This window comes from Chondromyces crocatus (assembly GCF_001189295.1).
GTDB lineage: Bacteria > Myxococcota_A > Polyangia > Polyangiales > Polyangiaceae > Chondromyces > Chondromyces crocatus.
The window spans coordinates 6,291,028-6,309,873 of the sequence record NZ_CP012159.1; the positions used below are offsets into that span (position 1 = coordinate 6,291,028).

17 protein-coding genes are annotated in these 18,846 nt (G+C 71.3%); 8 read left to right on the forward strand and 9 right to left on the reverse strand.

Annotated elements, in window-relative coordinates; genetic code table 11:
* Window positions 1–31 precede the first annotated feature (31 nt).
* On the forward strand, window positions 32–634 hold the full coding sequence (locus tag CMC5_RS23025; protein ID WP_063796333.1) for a DUF924 family protein: 603 nt from the start codon (window positions 32–34) through the stop codon (window positions 632–634).
* Between the two features lie 162 nt (window positions 635–796).
* On the opposite strand, the gene CMC5_RS23030 is transcribed toward CMC5_RS23025, so the two are convergent.
* Window positions 797–1,882: a glycoside hydrolase family protein gene (locus CMC5_RS23030; protein WP_050432438.1), complete on the reverse strand. Its 1,086-nt coding sequence runs from the start codon at window positions 1,880–1,882 to the stop codon at window positions 797–799.
* A gap of 102 nt (window positions 1,883–1,984) precedes the next feature.
* On the opposite strand from CMC5_RS23030, the gene CMC5_RS23035 reads away from it, so the two are divergent.
* Window positions 1,985–2,380, forward strand: a complete 396-nt coding sequence (locus tag CMC5_RS23035) for a SpoIIAA family protein (RefSeq protein ID WP_050432439.1) — start codon at window positions 1,985–1,987, stop codon at window positions 2,378–2,380.
* 70 nt (window positions 2,381–2,450) lie between these two features.
* On the opposite strand, the gene CMC5_RS23040 is transcribed toward CMC5_RS23035, so the two are convergent.
* Entirely contained in the window at window positions 2,451–2,900 is a 450-nt protein-coding gene (locus CMC5_RS23040; RefSeq protein ID WP_050432440.1) for a hypothetical protein, read from the reverse strand.
* A gap of 87 nt (window positions 2,901–2,987) precedes the next feature.
* On the opposite strand from CMC5_RS23040, the gene CMC5_RS23045 reads away from it, so the two are divergent.
* Window positions 2,988–4,229: a LysR family transcriptional regulator gene (locus CMC5_RS23045; RefSeq protein ID WP_050432441.1), complete on the forward strand. Its 1,242-nt coding sequence runs from the start codon at window positions 2,988–2,990 to the stop codon at window positions 4,227–4,229.
* 4 nt (window positions 4,230–4,233) lie between these two features.
* Here the strand turns inward: CMC5_RS23045 and CMC5_RS23050 are convergent, their stop codons facing one another.
* The 4 genes from CMC5_RS23050 to CMC5_RS23070 all read right to left on the reverse strand — a co-directional run bounded on the left by CMC5_RS23050 (window position 4,234) and on the right by CMC5_RS23070 (window position 8,452).
* Window positions 4,234–5,841 carry a xylulokinase gene (locus CMC5_RS23050; protein ID WP_050432442.1) on the reverse strand — a complete coding sequence of 536 codons (1,608 nt, stop codon included), beginning with the start codon at window positions 5,839–5,841 and terminating at the stop codon, window positions 4,234–4,236.
* Window positions 5,842–5,843: 2 nt separating this feature from the next.
* A complete protein-coding gene (locus tag CMC5_RS23055) occupies window positions 5,844–6,902 on the reverse strand; it encodes an NAD(P)H-dependent glycerol-3-phosphate dehydrogenase (protein ID WP_050432443.1) in 1,059 nt (352 codons plus the stop codon).
* Window positions 6,903–7,046: 144 nt separating this feature from the next.
* Entirely contained in the window at window positions 7,047–7,592 is a 546-nt protein-coding gene (locus CMC5_RS23060; RefSeq protein WP_050432444.1) for a hypothetical protein, read from the reverse strand.
* 521 nt (window positions 7,593–8,113) lie between these two features.
* Window positions 8,114–8,452 carry a hypothetical protein gene (locus CMC5_RS23070; protein ID WP_050432446.1) on the reverse strand — a complete coding sequence of 113 codons (339 nt, stop codon included), beginning with the start codon at window positions 8,450–8,452 and terminating at the stop codon, window positions 8,114–8,116.
* A 413-nt stretch (window positions 8,453–8,865) separates the two neighbouring features.
* On the opposite strand from CMC5_RS23070, the gene CMC5_RS23075 reads away from it, so the two are divergent.
* From CMC5_RS23075 to CMC5_RS23090, 4 genes are all read left to right on the forward strand, one after another.
* On the forward strand, window positions 8,866–9,828 hold the full coding sequence (locus CMC5_RS23075; protein ID WP_050432447.1) for a patatin-like phospholipase family protein: 963 nt from the start codon (window positions 8,866–8,868) through the stop codon (window positions 9,826–9,828).
* A gap of 660 nt (window positions 9,829–10,488) precedes the next feature.
* A complete protein-coding gene (locus CMC5_RS23080) occupies window positions 10,489–11,544 on the forward strand; it encodes a hypothetical protein (RefSeq protein WP_050432448.1) in 1,056 nt (351 codons plus the stop codon).
* Window positions 11,545–11,828: 284 nt separating this feature from the next.
* On the forward strand, window positions 11,829–12,938 hold the full coding sequence (locus CMC5_RS23085) for a hypothetical protein (RefSeq protein ID WP_050432449.1): 1,110 nt from the start codon (window positions 11,829–11,831) through the stop codon (window positions 12,936–12,938).
* A gap of 335 nt (window positions 12,939–13,273) precedes the next feature.
* Entirely contained in the window at window positions 13,274–14,737 is a 1,464-nt protein-coding gene (locus CMC5_RS23090; RefSeq protein WP_169796624.1) for a sigma 54-interacting transcriptional regulator, read from the forward strand.
* Window positions 14,738–14,740: 3 nt separating this feature from the next.
* Here the strand turns inward: CMC5_RS23090 and CMC5_RS23095 are convergent, their stop codons facing one another.
* The 3 genes from CMC5_RS23095 to CMC5_RS23105 form a co-directional block, all read right to left on the reverse strand.
* On the reverse strand, window positions 14,741–15,106 hold the full coding sequence (locus CMC5_RS23095; protein WP_050432451.1) for a hypothetical protein: 366 nt from the start codon (window positions 15,104–15,106) through the stop codon (window positions 14,741–14,743).
* A 562-nt stretch (window positions 15,107–15,668) separates the two neighbouring features.
* Window positions 15,669–16,091, reverse strand: coding sequence for a hypothetical protein (locus CMC5_RS23100; protein WP_050432452.1), 423 nt, complete (start codon window positions 16,089–16,091; stop codon window positions 15,669–15,671).
* A gap of 367 nt (window positions 16,092–16,458) precedes the next feature.
* Entirely contained in the window at window positions 16,459–17,553 is a 1,095-nt protein-coding gene (locus tag CMC5_RS23105; protein ID WP_050432453.1) for a polysaccharide deacetylase family protein, read from the reverse strand.
* 101 nt (window positions 17,554–17,654) lie between these two features.
* Here CMC5_RS23105 and CMC5_RS23110 point away from each other — a divergent pair, with 101 nt between their 5' ends.
* Window positions 17,655–18,788 (forward strand): hypothetical protein, encoded by a 1,134-nt coding sequence (locus tag CMC5_RS23110; RefSeq protein ID WP_050432454.1) that lies wholly within the window; start codon window positions 17,655–17,657, stop codon window positions 18,786–18,788.
* Window positions 18,789–18,846 lie beyond the last annotated feature (58 nt).

Below are 18,846 nucleotides of genomic sequence, written 5' to 3' on the forward strand. Positions count from 1 at the left end.
AGCCGAAGGCGCTGTGATAGGCTGCGCCGCCATGGACAACGTGGCCCCCACGTACGAGCCGCTCCTTCACTTCTGGCTCGGCGAACCTGGCGCAGATCCGCTCGCGAACGCTGGCCGCTGGTTCTCGGTCGACCCCACCTTCGACGCCGAGCTGCGCTCACGGTTCAGCGCGCTGCTCGAACGCGGTGAGCGCGACGAGCTCGAGCCCTGGCGCACCACCCCTCGGGGCTCGCTCGCCTACGTCATCCTGCACGACCAGATCCCCCGCAACATCTTCCGGGGCACCCGCAAGGCCTTCTCGCACGACGAGCGCGCCCTCGAAGCCACCCTCGTTGCCATCGCCCGCGGCTTCGAGGCCGACCTCGGCATCGTCGAGCGCTGGTTCCTGTACATGCCCCTCATGCACGCGGAGGACATCACCTACCAGCAGCGCTGCGTGGACGCCTTCGCCCGGCTCGCCGACGAGTGCGAAATCCCTCTGCGCGGCGCCTTGCAGAACTCACTGGACTACGCCATCCGCCATCGTGACGTCGTCGCCCGCTTCGGCCGCTTCCCCCACCGCAACGCCGCCCTCGGGCGCACCTCGACCGCCGACGAGATCGAGTTCCTGCAAGAGCCAGGGTCCTCCTTCTGACGGACCCGCTGGCCCCACGGACCTGCTGAGCAGGGGGGACGCCTGGTGCTCGGTTCCCCGAGCTCGTCCCGGGTCCTCGGCCAAGCGATCTGCGAAGAAAGCAGGGGTAGCGACCATCGGGAGCGCAGGGGCCGATAGGCCCCTGATTCAGGGTACGCAGTACTAGCGGGCGACGGGGGGTAGCACCCCATCGGCAGGCGCCACGGCCGCGATCACGCCCGGATAGGGCGGATCGTCCTTCACCCTCTGGTTGGCGAAGAGCAGCGCGTAGCCCGGGTGCACCACGACGCACGGCGATGACGCCCGGACGCCGGCGCTTCCCCCGAACACGGGCGACACCCCCCGGTCGAGTGGCCCCTCGGCGTCGTCGAGCCAGCGCCCCGCGAGCCCGACGCTCGCTCGTCCGGTGAGGCTCGTCGCGGCGTAGTACACCCGGACGTGGACACGACCCGTCGCCGAGGTGGCGAGCACGGGCGCCGGGGCGCCCACGGAGGCGTCATCGTGGGCCGCGCCCTCCTCCTCGACCACCGCGGAAGGGGCGAGCGCCGGCCTGCTCCCCACGCGCTCCCACGCGAGCCCGTCCGTCGATCGCGCCTCCCCGATCACCGATCCGCCCTCGGGCCGGGCGACCTCGTAGAACAGCCGGAACGACCCATCGGGCAAGCGCACCACACCGGGCGCCGATGGCGTGGCTCCCTGCTCCCACCCACCGCCCTCCGGCGCCAGCACGGGCTCAGCCTCCCGGGTGAACGTGCGACCGTCCGCGCTCCGAGCGAGGCCGATCCCCCCGGCCGCTGCGTAGTACATCCAGATCGCTCCGTTCACGCGCAGCGTCGAAGGCGCCCCCACGGTGCCTCCCTCCCAGGGCAACGCGGGCTCCAGCACCACCTCCACCCTTCGCGTGAAGGAGCGCCCGTCCTCGGCCTCGTGCCGCACGATCGCGTTCGGCGGTGCGGAAGGCGTTGCCTTCTCGCCCTCGGGAGCGAGCGTGGCCGAGAAGAAACCGAACACCTTCGGCGTCGCAGGATCCTCGTCCGCGTCCAGCACCGAGGGATCGCGGACGAAGCGCGACGAGTCGTCGATGACGAAGGGCGCGGCTCGGGCGGCCCCCAGCTCCTCCTGGACGATGGCGCGAAACGGCCCCGCCTGCGCGCTGGGCAGCACCTCGTCCTCCTCGCTGGTCGAGGGCAGCGTCGCGCACGCGGAGAGCAGGGACGACAGGAGGACGACGTTGACGACGCGCAGCATGGCCGACGCAGAATAGCGCCGTTCAGCGCAGGGAGCAGCGTGACGTCACGGCGTGTCCTTCTGTTACCCTCGTCGGACGGAATGGCACCGAGCCGAAGGAACATGGCGTTCGCCACCAGAGGCAGCCTCTACCTCTTCGTCCACAATGGCGTCTCGCCGGACGAAGCCGAGTGGAACGAGGCCACGAAGGGAGCCTTGAACGTCCCCGATCCGCAGCACATCCGGACGCTGGTCTTCACCGACGGCGGCGGCCCTTCCAACACCACCCGCGCTCAGACCGAGGGGATCCTGCGCGGGCGCCCTTCCGCCGTCGCCGTGGTGACCGACAGCGCCTGGGTGCGCGCGCTGGTGAAGGTCCAGGGCCTCACGAACCCCAGGAACCGCGCCTTCTCGCCGCGGGAGATCCAGGAAGCGTACTGGCACCTGGGCCTCACGGCCGACGAGATCACGTGGAGCGAGCTTCAGGTGAGGGAGATGCGCCGCCAGCTCGACCGGTGAAGCGCCGACCCGGGTGGGGGTCGGGCGTCATTCGGCGGGGCGACGGGTGAAGCGCCGACCCGAGCGCAGCTCAGGCGCCGCTCGGAGCAGCGACGGGCACGCGCTGGCTCGACGCCTCGCCAGCGGCGCTCGGGACCGCCTTCGCTGCGAGCACCCCGCGGAAGCTGTCGCGGTAGGACCAGGCGAGGAACAGCTCCAGCCCGAGCAGCGCGACCACCATCGCGTACCCTGGCGCGAGGAACACGTGGAACGCCGCGATGTTCACGATGACCGGCGCGAGCAGGGTGAGCGCCAGCGGGACGAACCGGTTGCCCAGGAGCGCGAGCCCGGCCAGGACCTCCGTCCCCTTGATCAGCGGGAACATGTACCCCGCCGACGCGAGCCCTCCGAGGAAGGCGCCAGCCGCTTCCGGGGGCGGCGGCTGCGGGGGCAGGAAGTTCAGGAACCCGTTCAGCCCGAACACGAAGAAGATGAGGCCGAGCAGAATGCGGGCGGCGGTCGGTGCGTGGCGCGTGATCATGGGAGAGCTCCTCTCGAAATCAGCTCGAAACCACCGTCAACATCGTCCGTTGCGCGGGGTAGTACAAGGTACGTAGACTTCGACTCTATGTTGCACCCCAGTGAACAATCCGAGGCGCCCCTCCTGGAGGAGATCGCCACCTTCCTGCGCGTGGCCGAGGCCGGGAGCCTGACCTTGGCGGCGCGGCAGCTCGGGGTGCCCAAGTCGACCGTGAGCCGACGCATCGCGCGCCTCGAAGAGAAGCTCGGCGCCCGCCTCTTGCACCGGACCACGCGCAAGCTCGGCCTCACCGAGGTCGGCGCGGACTACCGGCACCGGGCGGCGACCGCCATCGCGCAGCTCGACGAAGCGACGGAGGTGATCCGCGCCCAGCGCGAGCAGCCTTGTGGACACCTGCGGGTGACCGCGCCCTACGACAGCTGGCTCTCCCCCTTCCCCGACCTCTGCGCCGAGTTCGCGCGCCTCCACCCGCGCTGCACGCTGGAGGTCGTCCTCACCGACCGCACCCTCGATCTCGTGGCCGACGGGATCGATCTGGCCGTGCGCGGGGCGATGACGCTGCCGGACTCCACGCTGGTCGCGCGGCGCCTGTGGGGCGTGCCCATCCGCCTCTACGCCACGCCGCGCTACCTCGAAGAGCGACGGATCCCTGCATCGCCGGAAGCGCTCGCGGAGCACGACCTGATCCTGAACCGCGCGCTCCACGGACGCGGCTCGCTGCGCCTCATCGGCCCGGCAGGGGAAGAGCGGCAGGTGCCCGTGCGCGCTGCGGTGGCCGTGAACGGCTTCGTGTTCGTCCATCGGGTGACGCTCGCGCACGCCGGGATCGGCCTCATGCCCTCCATGAACGCGGAAGCGGACGTCGACGCGGGCCGGCTGGTCGAGGTGCTCCCCACCTGGACCACCGGCATGGCCAACATGTTCGTGGTGCACCCCGGTGGACGGCTCCTGTCGGCCAAGGTCCGCGCCTTCCAGGACCTCTTGCTCGAACGGATGGGCGAGAAAGCCTGCCCGCGCAACAGGGAGGAGCGCCTCGCGCACGAGGCGGCCCGGCGTGAGCTGGAGGGGGCCTTCGCCGGTCGCCCCGAGGAGGGCCGAGACGAACCTCGCGACGCAGCGACCCGACGCAAGAAGAGCGTCGTCGAGGCGAGTGAGCACGGAACGACCCGCGAGCCCCGCAAGACGGGCAGCGTCCGTGGCGCCGACGAGAGCCGGAAGGGCAGCGTCCGTGGCGCCGACAAGAGCCGCGCTGGCGTCCCTGCGCGGCGCGAGCGTGCGGAGACGAGGACGCGCTCCAGCCACGCGACGCAGGCTGGCCGAGCGCGCTGACGACCTACCGAACCGCTTTCCCGGCGAGCCCACCCCGCGCTTCGGCCCGCAAGGCGGCGAGGCGCTTCAGCGACCCCGCGAGCGCCGGATAAAGGCCTGCATACACCTCCCGGTACAGGCGGTCGTAGATCCCTTGCTGCGCTCCTGGGCTGAAGGTCGCGCCCCGCGCGCTCATCGCCCCGACGGCGGCGCCGAGATCCGGAAACATCCCTGACGCCCACGCCGCGAGCATGCCGGCGCCGAGCGAGCTGGCCTCGGTCGCGCCCGTCCGGACCACGGGCTTCCCCGTCACGTCGGCCAGGATCTGGCACCACAGATCGCTGCGCGAGCCCCCGCCCATCACCAGCAGCTCGCCGATGGGCCCTGACGCCGCCTCCACCGCCTCGGTGTGGAGCCGCTGCTCCATCGCGATCCCTTCCAGCGTCGCTCGGTACACGTGCGCTGGCGCGTGCGCCCCGTGCCACCCCACCATCACCCCGCTCGCGTCGTCGTCCCAGTACGGGTTCATCACCCCGTTCCAGTACGGCACCAGCAGCAGCCCGTCCGCGCCTGGCGGCAGCCCCCGCGCCACCTGCTCCAGCGCCGAAAGCGTCCCACCCACCTCGCTGGCCGAGCGCCCGAGCAGCCGCTCCACGAGCCAGGTGAGCGTGAAGGTCCCCCCCTTGAGATCGGTCTCCAGGAGGTACGCACCCGGCGTCGCCGCGACCATCGTGCGGAACGCCCGATCGATCCGGTACGCGGACGACACGACGCCCGACACGATGGCCGTCCCCAGGTTCAGGTACGCCGCCCCGGGACCGCTCAACCCGGCCCCGAGCGCCGCCGCTTGCCCATCCCCCGCGCCGGCCACCACCGGCAACCCTGCGGGCAACCCGAGCGCGCCCGCCGCGGCCTCCATGAGGCCACCGATCACCTCACCCGGCGCGCAGAGCACCGGCAGCTGCGCCCGCGAGAGCCCGGCCAGCGCGAGGATCTCCGGCGAGAAATCCCGCGCTTCCATGTCGACGAGCCCCAGCGGATCGGCGCTGGCGAGCGACGTCGCGAGCCGCCCCGTCAGCCGCCACGAGAGGAGCGCATGCACGTCGAGCACCCGCGGACGCTGCGCCCCGAGCGACGGGGCCCCTCGACGCAGCAAGAACAGCAGCTTGTAGAGCGAAGGCGTCGTGCACGGGGGCTTCCCGGTCACCGTGTGCAGCCGCGTCTCGCCGAGCGCGGCGATCGCCTCCGCGACCTCGGGGCGGCACCGCGCGTCCATCCACACCAGCGCCGGATGCAGCGGCTTGCCCTCGGCGTCGGTCACCACGAACGTCTCGCGCTGGTGGGTGATCCCCATCGCGCGCACCCGCCAAGCGTTCCCCTCCCCCAGCCGCTCGACGGCCTGCCGGGTGGCCTCCAGCGTGGCCTCCCACCAGCGCTCCGCGTCCTGCTCCCACGCGTCGGGTTCCGGGTTCGTCAGGCCGATCGACGCGCGCCCCTCGCTGACCACGCGCCCTCGACCATCCCAGACGATCGCCTTGCACGCCGTGGTGCTGCAGTCGATGCCGAGGACCAGCCCCTCCCCCTGCCCTGCGTCGCCTCGATCCCCGTGCCTCCGCTTGCCCTCCCCGCTCATCGCTATCCTGCCCCTTCCGCGAAGAACCTCTCGAACGGCATCGCGACGGGCGCATCGTCGAGCGCCACCGCCATCATCTGGCGCAAGAGCGGCAGCTCCCCCGGGCGAAGCTCCCCGCGTGCCTCGTGGGCCGCGAGCCCCTCGCGCATCACCGCGAGGATCTCCAGGCACTCGAGCGTCGCCCCTTCCATGCGCGCCACCGACGCCGCGACCCCGAGGCCCAGCCCCAGCCAGCGACCGAAGCGCCCGGTGCGCCCCCCGTTCATCGTCACATCCAGGTCCCCCACGCCGGGCAAACCGGTCACCGTCAGCGGGTCGCCCCCGAGCAGCGCCGTCACCCGCATCATCTCCCGGATGGCCTGCGCGAAGACCGCCGACTCCCAGTTGTGCATCGCCACGCTGCCGGCCACCCCGCCTGCCTTCTCGTGCAGCCCCACCCCGAACGCGACCCCCATCGCGTAGGCGTTCTTCAGTGCCGCCGACACCTCCGCCCCGATCACGTCGGCGCAAGGAAACACATGGTAATACGGCCCGCGCAGCGCCTCGGCGAGTCGGGCCAGCGTGCCCGCGTCCCGCCCGGTCACCACCACGCACGTCGGCACCCGACGGGCCAGCTCCCCGGCGATGCAGGGCCCGGCGATCGCCGCCGGGAACACCGTGTCCCGCACCGCCTCGGGCAGCCCGCGCTGCACCCTGTCGGGCAGCACGCCGAGGCGCCCCTCGCGAAGCTCCAGCCCCTTGGTGATCATCACGATGGGCAGCCCTGGCCGCGCGAAAGGCGCGAGCTGCGACGTCGCCCAGTCGATCCCTGCCGAGCTCACGCCGAGCGCGACGAGCTCCGCGCCTTCCATCGCGGCCGGGAGCGCCTCCGCCGGGTACGGGCGGATGGCTGCCGGCAGGTCGAGCTTCATCGTCGGATGGAAGTGCCCTGCCTGGAGACTCTCGATGATCGCCCCATCGAGGTGGGTCCCCACGAGGCGCACCTCGTGCCCACGGTCGACGAGCGGCACGCAGAGCGCGCTGCCCATCATGCCCGCGCCGAGGACGGTGATGACGGCCATGGCGGGGACGTTAGCCTGCGTGCCGCTCGCTCCACCACCCCCCAAACATCCCCTGACGGTTCCATGACCAGGCCCCGTGCGCACCGCGCGCGTCCCCGTGCGGCCTCACGCCCGGACGCGCGGCTCAGGGCCAGAACGCTTGGCTCAGGGCCACGACTCGATGCCGCGGATGGTCGCCTCGGCCTCGTCTTCGAGGGGCGTGCCATCGTCGGTGAAGGACCTCGCCCACAGCCGCGCCCGACGGCCCACGTACGCCTCCACGTCACGGGACGCGAGGTACGCGACGATCCCCGACGCCTCGCGGAAGGACCCCGCATCGAGCAGCACCGTCCACGCCTGGAGCCCCTGGGCCGACGTCATCGGAGCGCCGCTCTCGGCGTCTTCCACCCCGTAGGTCAGCAGCAGCTCGGGGCCACACGCGGTGCAGCGCACGCTCAGCCAGATGTGATACCCGCCCTGGGGTCCTGCGATGATCGCGATCGTGGCGTCGCGCTCCAGCGCCTCGAAGGCGCGATCGCCGCTGCCGACCTCGAAGTCCTCCACGTTCCGGGGTCCCTCGTCCCCGCCCAGCGCGCCTCCTGCATCCGCGGCGTCGGCCGCGCAGCCGAGCCCTCCCAGAGCACACACGAGCGGGACGAGGACCGAGAAGGGCGATGTGCGTTGAAGCCGACGAGACAGCGCGCGAACCATGAAGTCGGACGAGGATCTCGGGGCTGACGTCCATCGTCAGCGCTTCGATGCCAGAGTCCTCGCAGAGCAGCGAGCATGCCAGAAAAGCCCTTCACCCGGGCGCGGTTCCTGGCGCCATCCCGCCGAGGCCTGGGCCGCCGCGTTGCCGTGGTGAGCGCGAGATCCCCGAGCCGAGCCGTGAAGCGCTCCTCACGCGGACCACGACACCGATGGCAGGCCGCAGGACCTCGGCCTCGGCGCGCCAGATGAACGCGCAAGGGGCTCGCGATGACCTGTACCTCGGCCTTGAAACTCCCTCGAGGTGTGGTCATCCTCGCTGGACCCGACCGAAGGACCACCGCATGAACCAGCGCCTGCGCATCGCCCTCGTCCTGCTTGGCCTGCTCGCCATCCCCGCGGCGGCGTACGCCTACGGTGAGCTGACGCTTCCCGACGAGCCCGCCTCGTCGTGCCATGGCTGAGCTTTCGTGGTGGCGGCGACGGTCACGCCGCTCGCGCTCGGCGCACCGCTGCCGCGTGGGTCACGAGGGCTGAGGTTCCGGGTCGGACGGGTCGGCGAAGAAGCCCGCGTCGAACGGATCAGGCCCGGAATCGAAGGGATTCCCGCCGGAGTCGAAGGGGCTGCCCCCCTCGAACGGATCGCTTGCGTCCTCGTACCCGGAGTCGAAGGGATCACCCGCGTCGAAGGGGTTGCCTCCATCAGGCCCGATGACGCCGCCATCCGGCCCGAGCACCGGACCGGGTGGGATCGGTTCGCAGCCCCAGAGGGTCGCCACGCCCAGCCCGAACAGCGCTCCCGCGAGCACGCCCGCGCGGTACACGAGGGACTTCTTCGCGCCCAGCCTCTTCGTGCCTTGCACCTCGTACCTCCCGTCCGCGTCTCCAGGTCGCCACCTGCGCTGTGTTCTCAGCCGTTTCGCAGCCCGGACTGCAACGCAACGATACCCCGCACACCCTAGCCCGCACCGGACACCCCTGCGAGGCAGGCATGGCCTGAATCCCGGGAGGCACGCTTCCTGGTTCGCCTTAGGCCATTCACCCACGCCCGGTGGAGCGGAGTCGACGCGATGACGACCGGTCGAGCGCACTCCGACGAGCAGCGCACACTGCTCGAAGCAGCGCACACTGCTCGGAGCAGCGCAGGCTGCTCGAAGCCGTGCGTGCTGCTCGAACGGGTGACGCGACGTCGATCGCGTGATCGCGTTCGCGTGACGCCACGTCGACGCCCTGCGAACCCGTATCGGGCGATGGAAGGGCCTGCTAGGACGCGGCCATGAGCCAGGAGCCCTCGACCCCCACGCGTGCCTCGGCCACGAGCCAGGAGCCCTCGTCCCCTGCGCATGCCTCGGCGACATCGGCGGCGACGACAGCGTCGCCGGGGACGACGCCGACCGCGGCGCTGTTCGTGGAAGGCGGTGGCCTGCGAGGGGCGTTCAGCGCCGGTGTCCTCGCCGAGCTCTCCAGGCCCGGGGGACCGCACTTCGACGATGTCATCGCGGTGTCGTCGGGGGCGCCGACGGCGGCGTACATGGTGGCGGGGCAGATCGACGACGGCCTCCGCATCTGGGAGCGCCACACCCACGGCGCCCAGCTCATCTCCCCCTTCAACTGGCTGCGCGCCGCGCCGCTCATGAACATCGAGCGGCTCGTCGGTGTCTTCGAGCGGGTGGTGCCTCTCGACGCCGCCCGTCTCCGTGACGCCCGCTCACGTCTGTGGATCGTGGTCACCAACTGCCACACCGGGCGCGCCGAGTACGTGCGCGCCATGCCCGACAACACGCTCGGCCTCCTCCAGGCGACGATGGCCATCCCCATCGCGTACGGCAGGATCGTCCCCGTGGACGGCGTGCCGTACATCGACGGCGGCGTGGCCGACGCCATCCCCGCACGTCATGCGGTCTCGTTGAAGCGCGACCTCACCGTCGCCGTGCTCACCCGCCCTCGTGGTTACCGGCGGAGCGCTCGACCCGCCCTCACCTACGCCATGGGCCGGACGTACCCGGGCCACCCCGAGATCGGCCGTGCCCTCGCCACGCGCTGGAAGGCCTCGAACGACGCGCTGGACCTCATCGACGAGCTGGAGGATCGAGGTCGGATGGCCGTGATCCGCCCCACCGGCCCACTGCCCGCCGGTCGGCTGAGCACGCGCAGGGAGGACATCGTGGCGACCATCGAGGCCGGGCGCGAGGCGGCGCGATCGTGGCTGCGGCGTGATGGGTACGTCACCGAGATGTGAGTCAGGCCACCGGTGACACGCGTCCGGTGGGTCCAGAGGTTCGGCGACACGCGTCCGGTGGGTCCAGAGGTTCGGCTGCACGCGTCTGGTGGGTCCAGAGGTTCGGCTGCACGCGTCTGGTGGGTCCAGAGGTTCGGCTGCACGCGTCTGGTGGGTCCAGAGGTTCGGCTGCACGCGTCTGGTGGGTCCAGAGGTTCGGCTGCACGCGTCTGGTGGGTCCAGAGGTTCGGCTGCACGCGTCTGGTGGGTCCAGGTCACCGTCCTTACATGGTTCTTCTGTTGTCGACGGATCGGCCTCGTTGCTCTGGGCGACTCGCCTCCTCAACGAACGCCTGCATGGCTTCACAGATGGATGCATCGCGCCGCGGCGCATGCCAGCGCTCCAGCGTGCGGGAAGCAGCGCCTCGACGGGCGAGAGAGCGCGCTCCGGGTTGCGAGGGGCGAAAGGCTGCGTGCATTCCGACGCAGAACGCCCGGCGTCGATGGCTGCCAGGGGCTGGGAGCGCCCTTGCGTGACGGGTGAGGCAGCTCCACGCTGGCGTGCATGGGTGGGGCAGACGAGGAGTCTTCCGCATCGGGTGATGCCACGCCGACCGAGAAGGACGCGGGGAAGCGCCGCCACGAGGTGACGCATGGCGCCGCCCCTCTCGGAGCCGCGGCGTGAAACCCGTGCGGGCGCGCTCGGTCGACGCGGAGATCGACGCCCTTTACGGGCGCTCGCCGCATGCGTTCACGGCGTCGCGGAACGACCTGTCGGCGCGGCTGCGGCGCGAGGGCAAGCGGACCGAAGCCGCCGAGGTCCAGCGCTTGAAGCGACCAGGGCCCGTGGCGTTCGGCGTGAACCTGCTCTACCGGAAACGGCGGGACGACCTTGAAGCGCTGCTCGACGCGGGGAATGCGGCGCGGGGGGCCCAGCTCGCCGCGCTCGAAGGCGAGGATGTGAAGGAACTGCGCGCGGCGCTGGATGCGCGCAACCGGGCCGTGAGCGACACCGCGCGGCTCACGGTGGAGCTGATGGCGGACGCCGAGGAGCCGCCGAGCGTGGCGGTGCAGGAGCGTCTGCGGAAGACCCTCCAGGCCCTCGCGGACAGCCCGGATGCGCACGAGGTCCTCGCGGGCGGTCGGCTCGTGGAGGACGTGGAGCCGCCCGGGCTTTCGGTGCTGATGGGGCTCGAAGCGGGGCTGCCATCGCGTCGGGGACGGGCACCCGCGAAGGGACGCGCGCGCCAGGAGGCGAAGCGCGAGGCCGAGACGTCGAAGGCGCGGGCCGAGGCGGCGCGCAAGCAGGAGGCGGAGGCCGCGCGAGCGCGCGCACGGCAGGAGGCCGAGGCGGAACGGGCCGAGATCCGGTCGCGAGCCGAGCTGCAACGGCAACGCGCCGGGCTCTCGAAGAAGCAGGCGGCGGCTGATCTCGCACGCCGGAAGGCGAGCGAGGCCGAAGCGGCGGTGAGCGTGGCCCGGCGGGACGTGGCGCGCGCCGAGCGTTCGGTGGAGAAGGCCAAGGCGAAGGTGGATGCAGCGGTGGAGCGCGCAGCGCTTGCCGAAGCGGCTGTACGCGAGGCGGAGGGGGCGGTCGCCAGCGCAAAGAAGGACCTCCACTCCCTCGAACGAGGCCGGCGTGGTGCGGGGAGCCCGCGAGGAGCGGGGAGTCCGCGTGGTGCGGGGGGCCAGCGTGGTGCAGGGAGCCGGCGCGCAGCGCGTGGGACGAGGGGGTAACAGGCGGCGGTCTCGGTGGGCGCCTCGTGTTACCCGCGGGTAACACCGGGAGCTGGCAGGCCCGTTCCCGTCGAATCCCGAGCGGTGATGCGCGGCGATCCTGCTGGGCCGGCAGAGCGCAGACACCCCGGGGTCGGCGGCACGCTCGCGGGGTCGTACTGCACCTGGCGCAGGCGCGTGGACGTCGGTGGCACGCTCATCGCTAGCGTCCCGACCACGCGGCCTCTGCGTGATGCACCTGGGCGTCAGGCGGGGGTCGAGGTTCTCGCAAGGAGGGGTTGTCCATGCACGTCACATCCAGCATCCGCACGGTGCTCGCCTCGTCTGCACTCGTCCTGCTGCTCGGCCAGCCAGCATGCGCACCGGAGAACACGAGCACGATCGAGGTCACCCCCCTACCCTCGGGGTTACCGGACGCGCGGAAGGGCGAGGTCCTCGTCGACGCGCAAGGGGCACTTCATTTTGCGTCACCGCAGGCGTTCTTCGACCAGATCGATGCCCTGAACGCGATGACGGCCGCGGAGATGGACGCGTGGGAAGACGGCATCGGCTTCGTGTCCGAGCGCCGTCGCTTCGAGGAGGTGATGGCCGAGGTGGCCGCTGCGGAGACCGAAGCAGAGGCGGACGCGATCCTGAGCGCACACCAGGATCTGATCGAGGTGATCGGAGACGAAGCCCGCCCGAGGATCCAGGCGGGAGGTTACCGCTCGGTGGTCGGTCCCGACGGGGTGTTCCACGTGAACGGCGTCGTGCACAAGGTGCTCCCGTCACGGGTGATCAGCGCCGAGGATGGGCGGATCGAGACGATCGAAGCCGCGCTCGCGGCGCCAGAAGCAGCCGCTGCGGGGGCCTTCGCCGGGGTGAACGTGGTGAGCTACGCGCGGGGCGTCGAGGACGATTCCAGCGCCGTGGCGCTGGGCTGCACCGATCGACGCGAGGCGTTCGCATCCACCTCCGACCGGAAGGTCGAGTTCACCCTGTCGACATCCCGGGAATACTGCGCGGGCTGCTGCGGTACCTACTACCACCGGGTTCGCGTCGATCTTCAGCTCGAGGGCTACAAGAAGAACTGGCTCGGGAAGTGGGTGTCGTACGACACGGCATACGAGCACCAGAACGTGGCGTTCAAGCTCGACGCGCCCAGGGTGACGGGGTTCAACGGCGTGTCGTCGAGCTTCTATTACGACAGCTACTCGGTCAGCATCCCCGCTGGCTCGTCGAACTGTGATGCAAAGACCTGGGGGATCTCGATGATCGTCGGGGATCAGGTGCAGAATGCGTCGATCGACGAGCCGTACTTCACCCGCGTGAAGGGTCAGGGAAAGAGCCGCGGTACGGGGGCGGGAACGTGGGCGAACATCTGCTGCGGATACGCCGAGGGCTGCGGTTTTTGACGCACACGGCAGGGGCGCGCGGCGTCGCTGCGCTCGGGACGCGGTTGTCCGTTCCTGGCGGGCACCTGCGTGCCATGCCGCCGTGAGCGTTCTCGTCGTGGGCGCTGCGCGCTCCGGGGCCCGCGGGTCGTCATAACGCCCGAGGCGCGTCGCCTGTCGATGCGTCGCGCGTGCGTTTCTCGTGGTCCGTCGTGTCGGCGGGCGCGCATAATGATCCTCCTCGGATGCTTGCTGCACCAAGGGCAGCGGGCGCGGTGGCGCCACCGTGGCGCGTCGGATCCGGTGGCGAGCGTGGCGTGGCGGCCATGGCTCCGGGAGCGATCGAGTCCCTGTCGATGAGCACCACTTCCTCCCCAGGGCTCCCGCGGCGCGTGCGTCGCGCGGGGCCTCGCAGCGAGACCCGGCTGAAGTGCGTCGCGGCGGCGCCCGAGGCGCGGCTCTGTGTCGAGATCCTCGGCGAGCACGACACGACCGGTGGGGTCGGTGTGACCGGTGGGGTCGGCGCGGCCGGCGGGGCTCGGGGGGTGGTGCTGACGGGGCCCGAGGTGACGATCGGCCGCGGGGCTGGATGCTCACTCGTCCTGCCGGATCCCACCGTGAGCGAGGTGCATCTGGTGCTGCGTGTGGAGGACGGCGCGATCCGGGTGATCGATGCGGGAGGGCGTGGCGGCGTCTGGCTCGACGGGGTGCGCGTGCGGGATGCCTATGCGCGCCCGGATGCCGTCGTGGGCCTGGGGAGGTCCAGGCTCCGCCTCCGGGGCGTGGGGGACGAGGGGGAAGCGCCTTCCGGGCCGCGCTCCAGGCTGGGTGGGCTGCTGGGCGTCAGCCCGGCGATGCAGCGGGTGTTCGCGTTGCTGGAGCGCGCGGCGCGCACGGACGCGACGGTGCTGCTGGAGGGGGAAACGGGGACGGGCAAGGAGCTGGCGGCGCAGGCGCTCCACGAAGAGAGCCCGCGGGCGGGCGGTGTGCTCCAGGTGGTCGACTGCTCGGCGCTCTCCGCGACGATGATCGAGGACATGCTCTTCGGGCATGTGCGGGGCGCGTTCACGGGCGCCATCGCCGAGCATCCCGGCGGGTTCGAGGAGGCGGACGGAGGGACGCTGTTCCTCGACGAGATCGGCGAGCTGCCGCTCGAACTGCAACCCAAGCTGCTCCGCGCCATCGAGACACGCGCCATCTGCCGGCTCGGATCGAACGTGCCCCGGCGGGTGGACGTGCGCATCGTGGCGGCGACGAACCGATCGCTCGCGCGGGAGGTGGCCGAGGGGCGTTTCCGCGCCGATCTGTACTACCGGCTGAACGTGGTGCGGGTGGAGCTGCCGCCGCTGCGCGAGCGACCCGAGGATGTCCAGGCGTTGGTCCGGCACATCGAGGAGGGCTTGCCAGCCGCGTCGCAGGCGCGAGCGCCCCTGTCGGAGGACGAGGTGGACCTGCTCTCGCGGCGCCCGTGGCCGGGTAATGTGCGCGAGCTGCGCAACGAGGTCGTCCGGATGCACGCGCTCGGCTTGCACGCGCTGGAGACGCCGACGCCGACGCCGACGAAGGCGCCCGCGGCGTGGTCGGCACCGCGTCCAGGCGTGGCGGAGACCGGCGAGGACGGGGAGCCCGTGGTGGATCTCTCGATGGGGTTCAGGCTGGCGCGCCAGCAGCAGCTGGACGCGTTCGAGCGACGGTTCCTCGCAGAGGCGCTGCGGCGGGCCCACGGCAACGTGTCCCTCGCAGCCCAGAGCATCGGGGTCAGCCGCAAGTTGCTGCACCGGGCGATCGCACGGCACGCGTTGCGGGAGGTCGATCCGTGAGCGTCAGACGGCGAGCGCTGTGTCTCCGAGGGAGAGTCTGCGCTCGTCGATCCAGGCCCTCGCCTCGGCTTCGTCGACCAGGAAGACCACGGGGTGCTGTTGCGCACCCGTGAAGAGCTGGAGCGCGCCCATGACCAGCGTGCAGAGCAGCCTGGACTGGAAGCTCGTGTTGTAGATGACCGTACCCCGCATCGGGATGTCGGCGCCGGCGCAGATGGATTTCCGCGCCTCTGCGGGCATGGTGCCGATGCGGGTGACGTCGGCCATGACGAGCACGTAACCGTACCTGTCGGCCGAGAGGCGGTACTGATCGAGGATCCTGACCACCTCGCTGGCCGCGAGATCGCCGTCGATGATCAGCCGCACCAACCCTGGCGTCTCATGGATGGTCCTGTGACGCCCTATCTCCACGGCCTGCCGCTCCCCCGGCTGGACGTCCGAAACCCCTGGCGATGACGTGGAACGTCTGACGTGTGCTCTCACCATGCTGCCCCCCGAGGCATGAAGAGTGTCCACCTGGTGTGCGACGCCTCGGTCCGACCGCAGCGACGCACGCATCGCGATTTCGCTCTGATGGATCAGAGCGCCTGCGAACAGCTTCCCCCTTGCGCGTTCGACTGTAACACGCGCGCTGCGCTCTGGATCGGCGTTGTGACGCGAACGTGCCCGCTTTCACCTCGTTCGTTCTGCTGTCCTGGGTGTGCACGGCGCGTCGTGTCCGAGCATCGCGTAGAGGCTGCGCGTGGAGCGCTGCGCGCCCTACATCGCGCGGACGTAGCGAGGAGATTCTGGGCAGGGCGTTCGTCACAGGCGGAGGCCGCGCGGCGCGGTGTCGCGAGGCGAGGCGCGCGCCGTCGAGTCCCCCACGCGCGAGGTGAGGGCGTGAAAATACTTGGTGCGCCAAACAGACGGAACGGTCGAGAGACGTGGCTCAGCTCGCGACCGCCATGGCGTCCAGCGAGGCGCGCCGCTGGGTGACCCACCCGAAGGCGCTCTCCTCGTCGGGGAGGAAGACCACGGGGTTGTCGTGCTGGGTGGTGAAGAGCTGGAGCGCGCCCATGACCAGGGTGCACAGGATCCGCGACTGGAAGCTCGCGCCGTAGATGGCGGTGCCGCGGATCGGGATGCTCGCGCCTTCACAGATGGCCTTGCGAGCATCCACCGGGATGCCGCCGAGGCCTCTGGCGTCGATGAGGAGGAAGACCCGCCCTCGCTCCTCGGCGAAGGCGCGGACGATCCCGAGCACGCTGAGCATCTCCATGGCGGAGATGTCTCCTCTCAGCACCACCCGGCTGATGTCGGGTGGCTCCAGGGTGACACTGTGCCCCCCCATCGTGAGCCGCTGGACCTTCACTCCTCGATGCGTGTCTGGCCGCTCCGACGCGGAGAAGGCGCGCTTCCTGGCTACTCTGTTCATGTTTCCCCCCCGGGAGAGGAGAAGGTGGCCGCTGGAGCGCGCCGTGCCTGCGTGGGCGTACCCGGCATCGCGCCGTGTCGCCTCGCTGGAGGTTGTCCGCTCCGGCTGGTTTCCCTTCCCCCCAGGACCGAGGCTACAGCAACTCTGCGGTCCCTGGATCCGCACATTCTGCGCGCTTCGACGCGTCTCGTGCGCTGCGGGCGGCCGAATTTGTGGCCAGGGCGCGCGCGCCGTCGCTGTGGCCGTCAGGAACGCACGATGCATTCGCGCGAGCGACGACGTGGGGGGCGCACCCAGCCACCGCTCAGCGGCAGAGGAGACGCAAGAATCCCAGCGGGAGCGGGATGTACGGTGCGTGCGGAGCGCCTTTCCCTTCGGCGATCTGCTCCAGCAAGGACTCGCCCCAGACCGAGGTGCGCTCGGTGTCGATGGCGTAGACGGGATCGGTGAGCGCGTCGTCGAGGGAGATCCAGCGGACGCCTTCCTTCTCGTACGCGGTGAGCAGGCGGTCGATGGCGCGCGCGTCGAAGGCGCCCACGTGGAGCAGGAGGATCTGCTTGATGGGGCGGCCGTAGATCTGCCGCGCCGTGGCGTCGGCCCACTGGAGCGTCGCGCGCCCGTAGTTCACGAAGGCGCCGTCGAGCACCTTGATCGCCTCCTCGTCGTTTCGCGCCGCGCAGCGCGCGTAGGGCTCGTTCCAGGCCCAGTCGCCGAAGTCGATGGTGACCTGTGCGATGCGGTAGCCGCGGTCGGCGAGGTGGGCGCGGATGGCATTCCGCGTGGGGAGATCGCGCCCCTCCCGGAGGAAGGGGTAGCGGAACAGCTTCCAGGCGCGCTCGGGGGCCTGGCCCATGAGTTCTCGCAGGAGCGGCTCGTTGCGGTCGATGTCCTGGAGGTAGTCGGCGAGGCTGATCTCGTAGAGGTTGGGGTGACGGAAGGTGTGGTTGCCGAGGGGGTGGCCCGCGGCGACCCAGGCCTCGAGGGCGGCGCGATCCTCGGGGTGCTCGGTGAGCTTGTCGGCGTTGAGGAACCCGACGACCTGCGGCACGGCGTGCTTGCGGAACGCGTCGAGCAAGGTGCGGTGGACGTCCAGGCGGGTGAGGCCCGCCGGCAAGGGGCCGTGGGCAGGCAGGTCGTCGACGGTGATGGCGACCTCGATGGGCGCGCGAGAGGGCGGGCCAGCGGTGGGCGAGGACGAGGGCACCGGGGAGGCCGGGGAGGCCGGGGAGGCATGGCCCGCGGGGGGCGTCGGCCCAGGGAGCGTGGCGCTGGCGTCGGAGGCGGGGGCGTGTCCCGGGACGCTGGCGGCGCTGGGCGAGGAGGGCGGGACACAGGCCGCGAGCAGCAGCGCGGCGGTCAGCGCGGCGGTCAGCGCGGCCGCGGGGCGAGCAGAAGGCATGACTCCCTCTCCCACCCCCTGCGCTGCCAGGCAAGCCGCGCACTTTTTTGCGGGAGCGTGGGAACTCGATCGGGTCGCCAGGCGTCTCTTCCTGGACCTCCATGCCTCACCGCCACGTTGCTGCGCTGTCCGCCTCGCTCTTCGCCTCGATCGCCGCGGTCGTCGGCTGGTCCTGGTGCCACCTGCTCGCCAACGAGGCCGTGGCGGTGACATGGCGCCACCTGAGGGGGCCGGCCGCGCTCCATGCAGCGGTGGTTTTCGCGGTGGTGGGCTGGGTTCTCGCGCCCACGGCGGCGAGCGAGGAAGGGAGGCCTGCGCGACCCTCCCCTGCCCTGCTGGTGTCGACCGTGCTGGCGGGGGGGGCGCTGACGGGCGGGTGGCTGGTCCTGACGTTCGGCAAGGATCTGCTGTTCGGGCTCCGCTACGGGCTGTACGGGGGAGGGCTGATGCTCCCGGCTGCGGCGCTGCTCGTTGCCCTGGTGCGGAGGGTGGGCGCAGGACGGCGTGGCTCGGTGGTCGCACGCGCGGAGACGCGCGCCCTTCTGGCAGGGGTCGCCGTGATCGTGGGGTGCAGCACGGTGCTCGCGTTCCTGGACTGGCCCGCGGTGGTGGTGGGCCGAGCAGAGACGCCGTTCGCCCTCTTCGTGCTGGTGGGCGCAGCGATCGTCGTCGTCCTGGTGTTGCTCACCGATCTCGTGGCGCTGGCCCGCGTGAAGCGCCTGGCGTCGTCGTTCGATGAAGACGCCCCGGGGGAAGGTCGGGTCACGGGCGAGCGGGGCGATCTCGATCTCGGGGTGGGCGACGAGGTGCGGGTCGAGCTGTCGCCGGGGATGGCCTACCGCGGTGGTGGGCAAGCGATCTTGCGGGTCTTCGGCGATCCGGCGGAGGCGTCGCTCGTTCTCGGGCGCGCCGTGCGTCGGGGGGCGTGTCTGGTGGCCATCCTGGAGGGGGTGGGGCTGCTGCACGGGGCGGCACGGACGGTCGACGTGGCGGCGTTCACGAGCGCCGAGGTCTGCGAGCGTCAAGGCCCGGGTCGCCCGCGCACCGTGCTGGACGCGGGAGGGGCCGAAGTCTGCCGGGAAGCTGCGCTGCTCTCGGAGCGCGCCGGACACCCGGCCGAGGTCGCGTCGCGCCTGCATCGCTCGGCGTGCCAGCGTGGGGCGGAGGAGAGCTGCTTCGCCCTCACGCTGATGGAGCGGCACGCTCTGAAGGAGCGGCTCGTCTCGGTGCGGTGAGGGGCGGATCCGGTGCGGTGGGGGGTGGACGGCGAGCGCGTGCCACGGAGCGGACCCC

Coding starts and splice junctions, on each gene's coding strand:
- CMC5_RS23025 (WP_063796333.1), top strand. CDS start 32: ATGGACAACGTGGCCCCCACGTACGAGCCGCTCCTTCACTTCTGGCTC.
- CMC5_RS23040 (WP_050432440.1), bottom strand. CDS start 2,900: ATGATCACGCGCCACGCACCGACCGCCGCCCGCATTCTGCTCGGCCTC.
- CMC5_RS23105 (WP_050432453.1), bottom strand. CDS start 17,553: ATGCCTTCTGCTCGCCCCGCGGCCGCGCTGACCGCCGCGCTGACCGCC.
- CMC5_RS23030 (WP_050432438.1), bottom strand. CDS start 1,882: ATGCTGCGCGTCGTCAACGTCGTCCTCCTGTCGTCCCTGCTCTCCGCG.
- CMC5_RS23075 (WP_050432447.1), top strand. CDS start 8,866: ATGAGCCAGGAGCCCTCGACCCCCACGCGTGCCTCGGCCACGAGCCAG.
- CMC5_RS23050 (WP_050432442.1), bottom strand. CDS start 5,841: ATGAGCGGGGAGGGCAAGCGGAGGCACGGGGATCGAGGCGACGCAGGG.
- CMC5_RS23085 (WP_050432449.1), top strand. CDS start 11,829: ATGCACGTCACATCCAGCATCCGCACGGTGCTCGCCTCGTCTGCACTC.
- CMC5_RS23035 (WP_050432439.1), top strand. CDS start 1,985: ATGGCGTTCGCCACCAGAGGCAGCCTCTACCTCTTCGTCCACAATGGC.
- CMC5_RS23045 (WP_050432441.1), top strand. CDS start 2,988: ATGTTGCACCCCAGTGAACAATCCGAGGCGCCCCTCCTGGAGGAGATC.
- CMC5_RS23055 (WP_050432443.1), bottom strand. CDS start 6,902: ATGGCCGTCATCACCGTCCTCGGCGCGGGCATGATGGGCAGCGCGCTC.
- CMC5_RS23090 (WP_169796624.1), top strand. CDS start 13,274: ATGAGCACCACTTCCTCCCCAGGGCTCCCGCGGCGCGTGCGTCGCGCG.
- CMC5_RS23110 (WP_050432454.1), top strand. CDS start 17,655: ATGCCTCACCGCCACGTTGCTGCGCTGTCCGCCTCGCTCTTCGCCTCG.
- CMC5_RS23060 (WP_050432444.1), bottom strand. CDS start 7,592: ATGGTTCGCGCGCTGTCTCGTCGGCTTCAACGCACATCGCCCTTCTCG.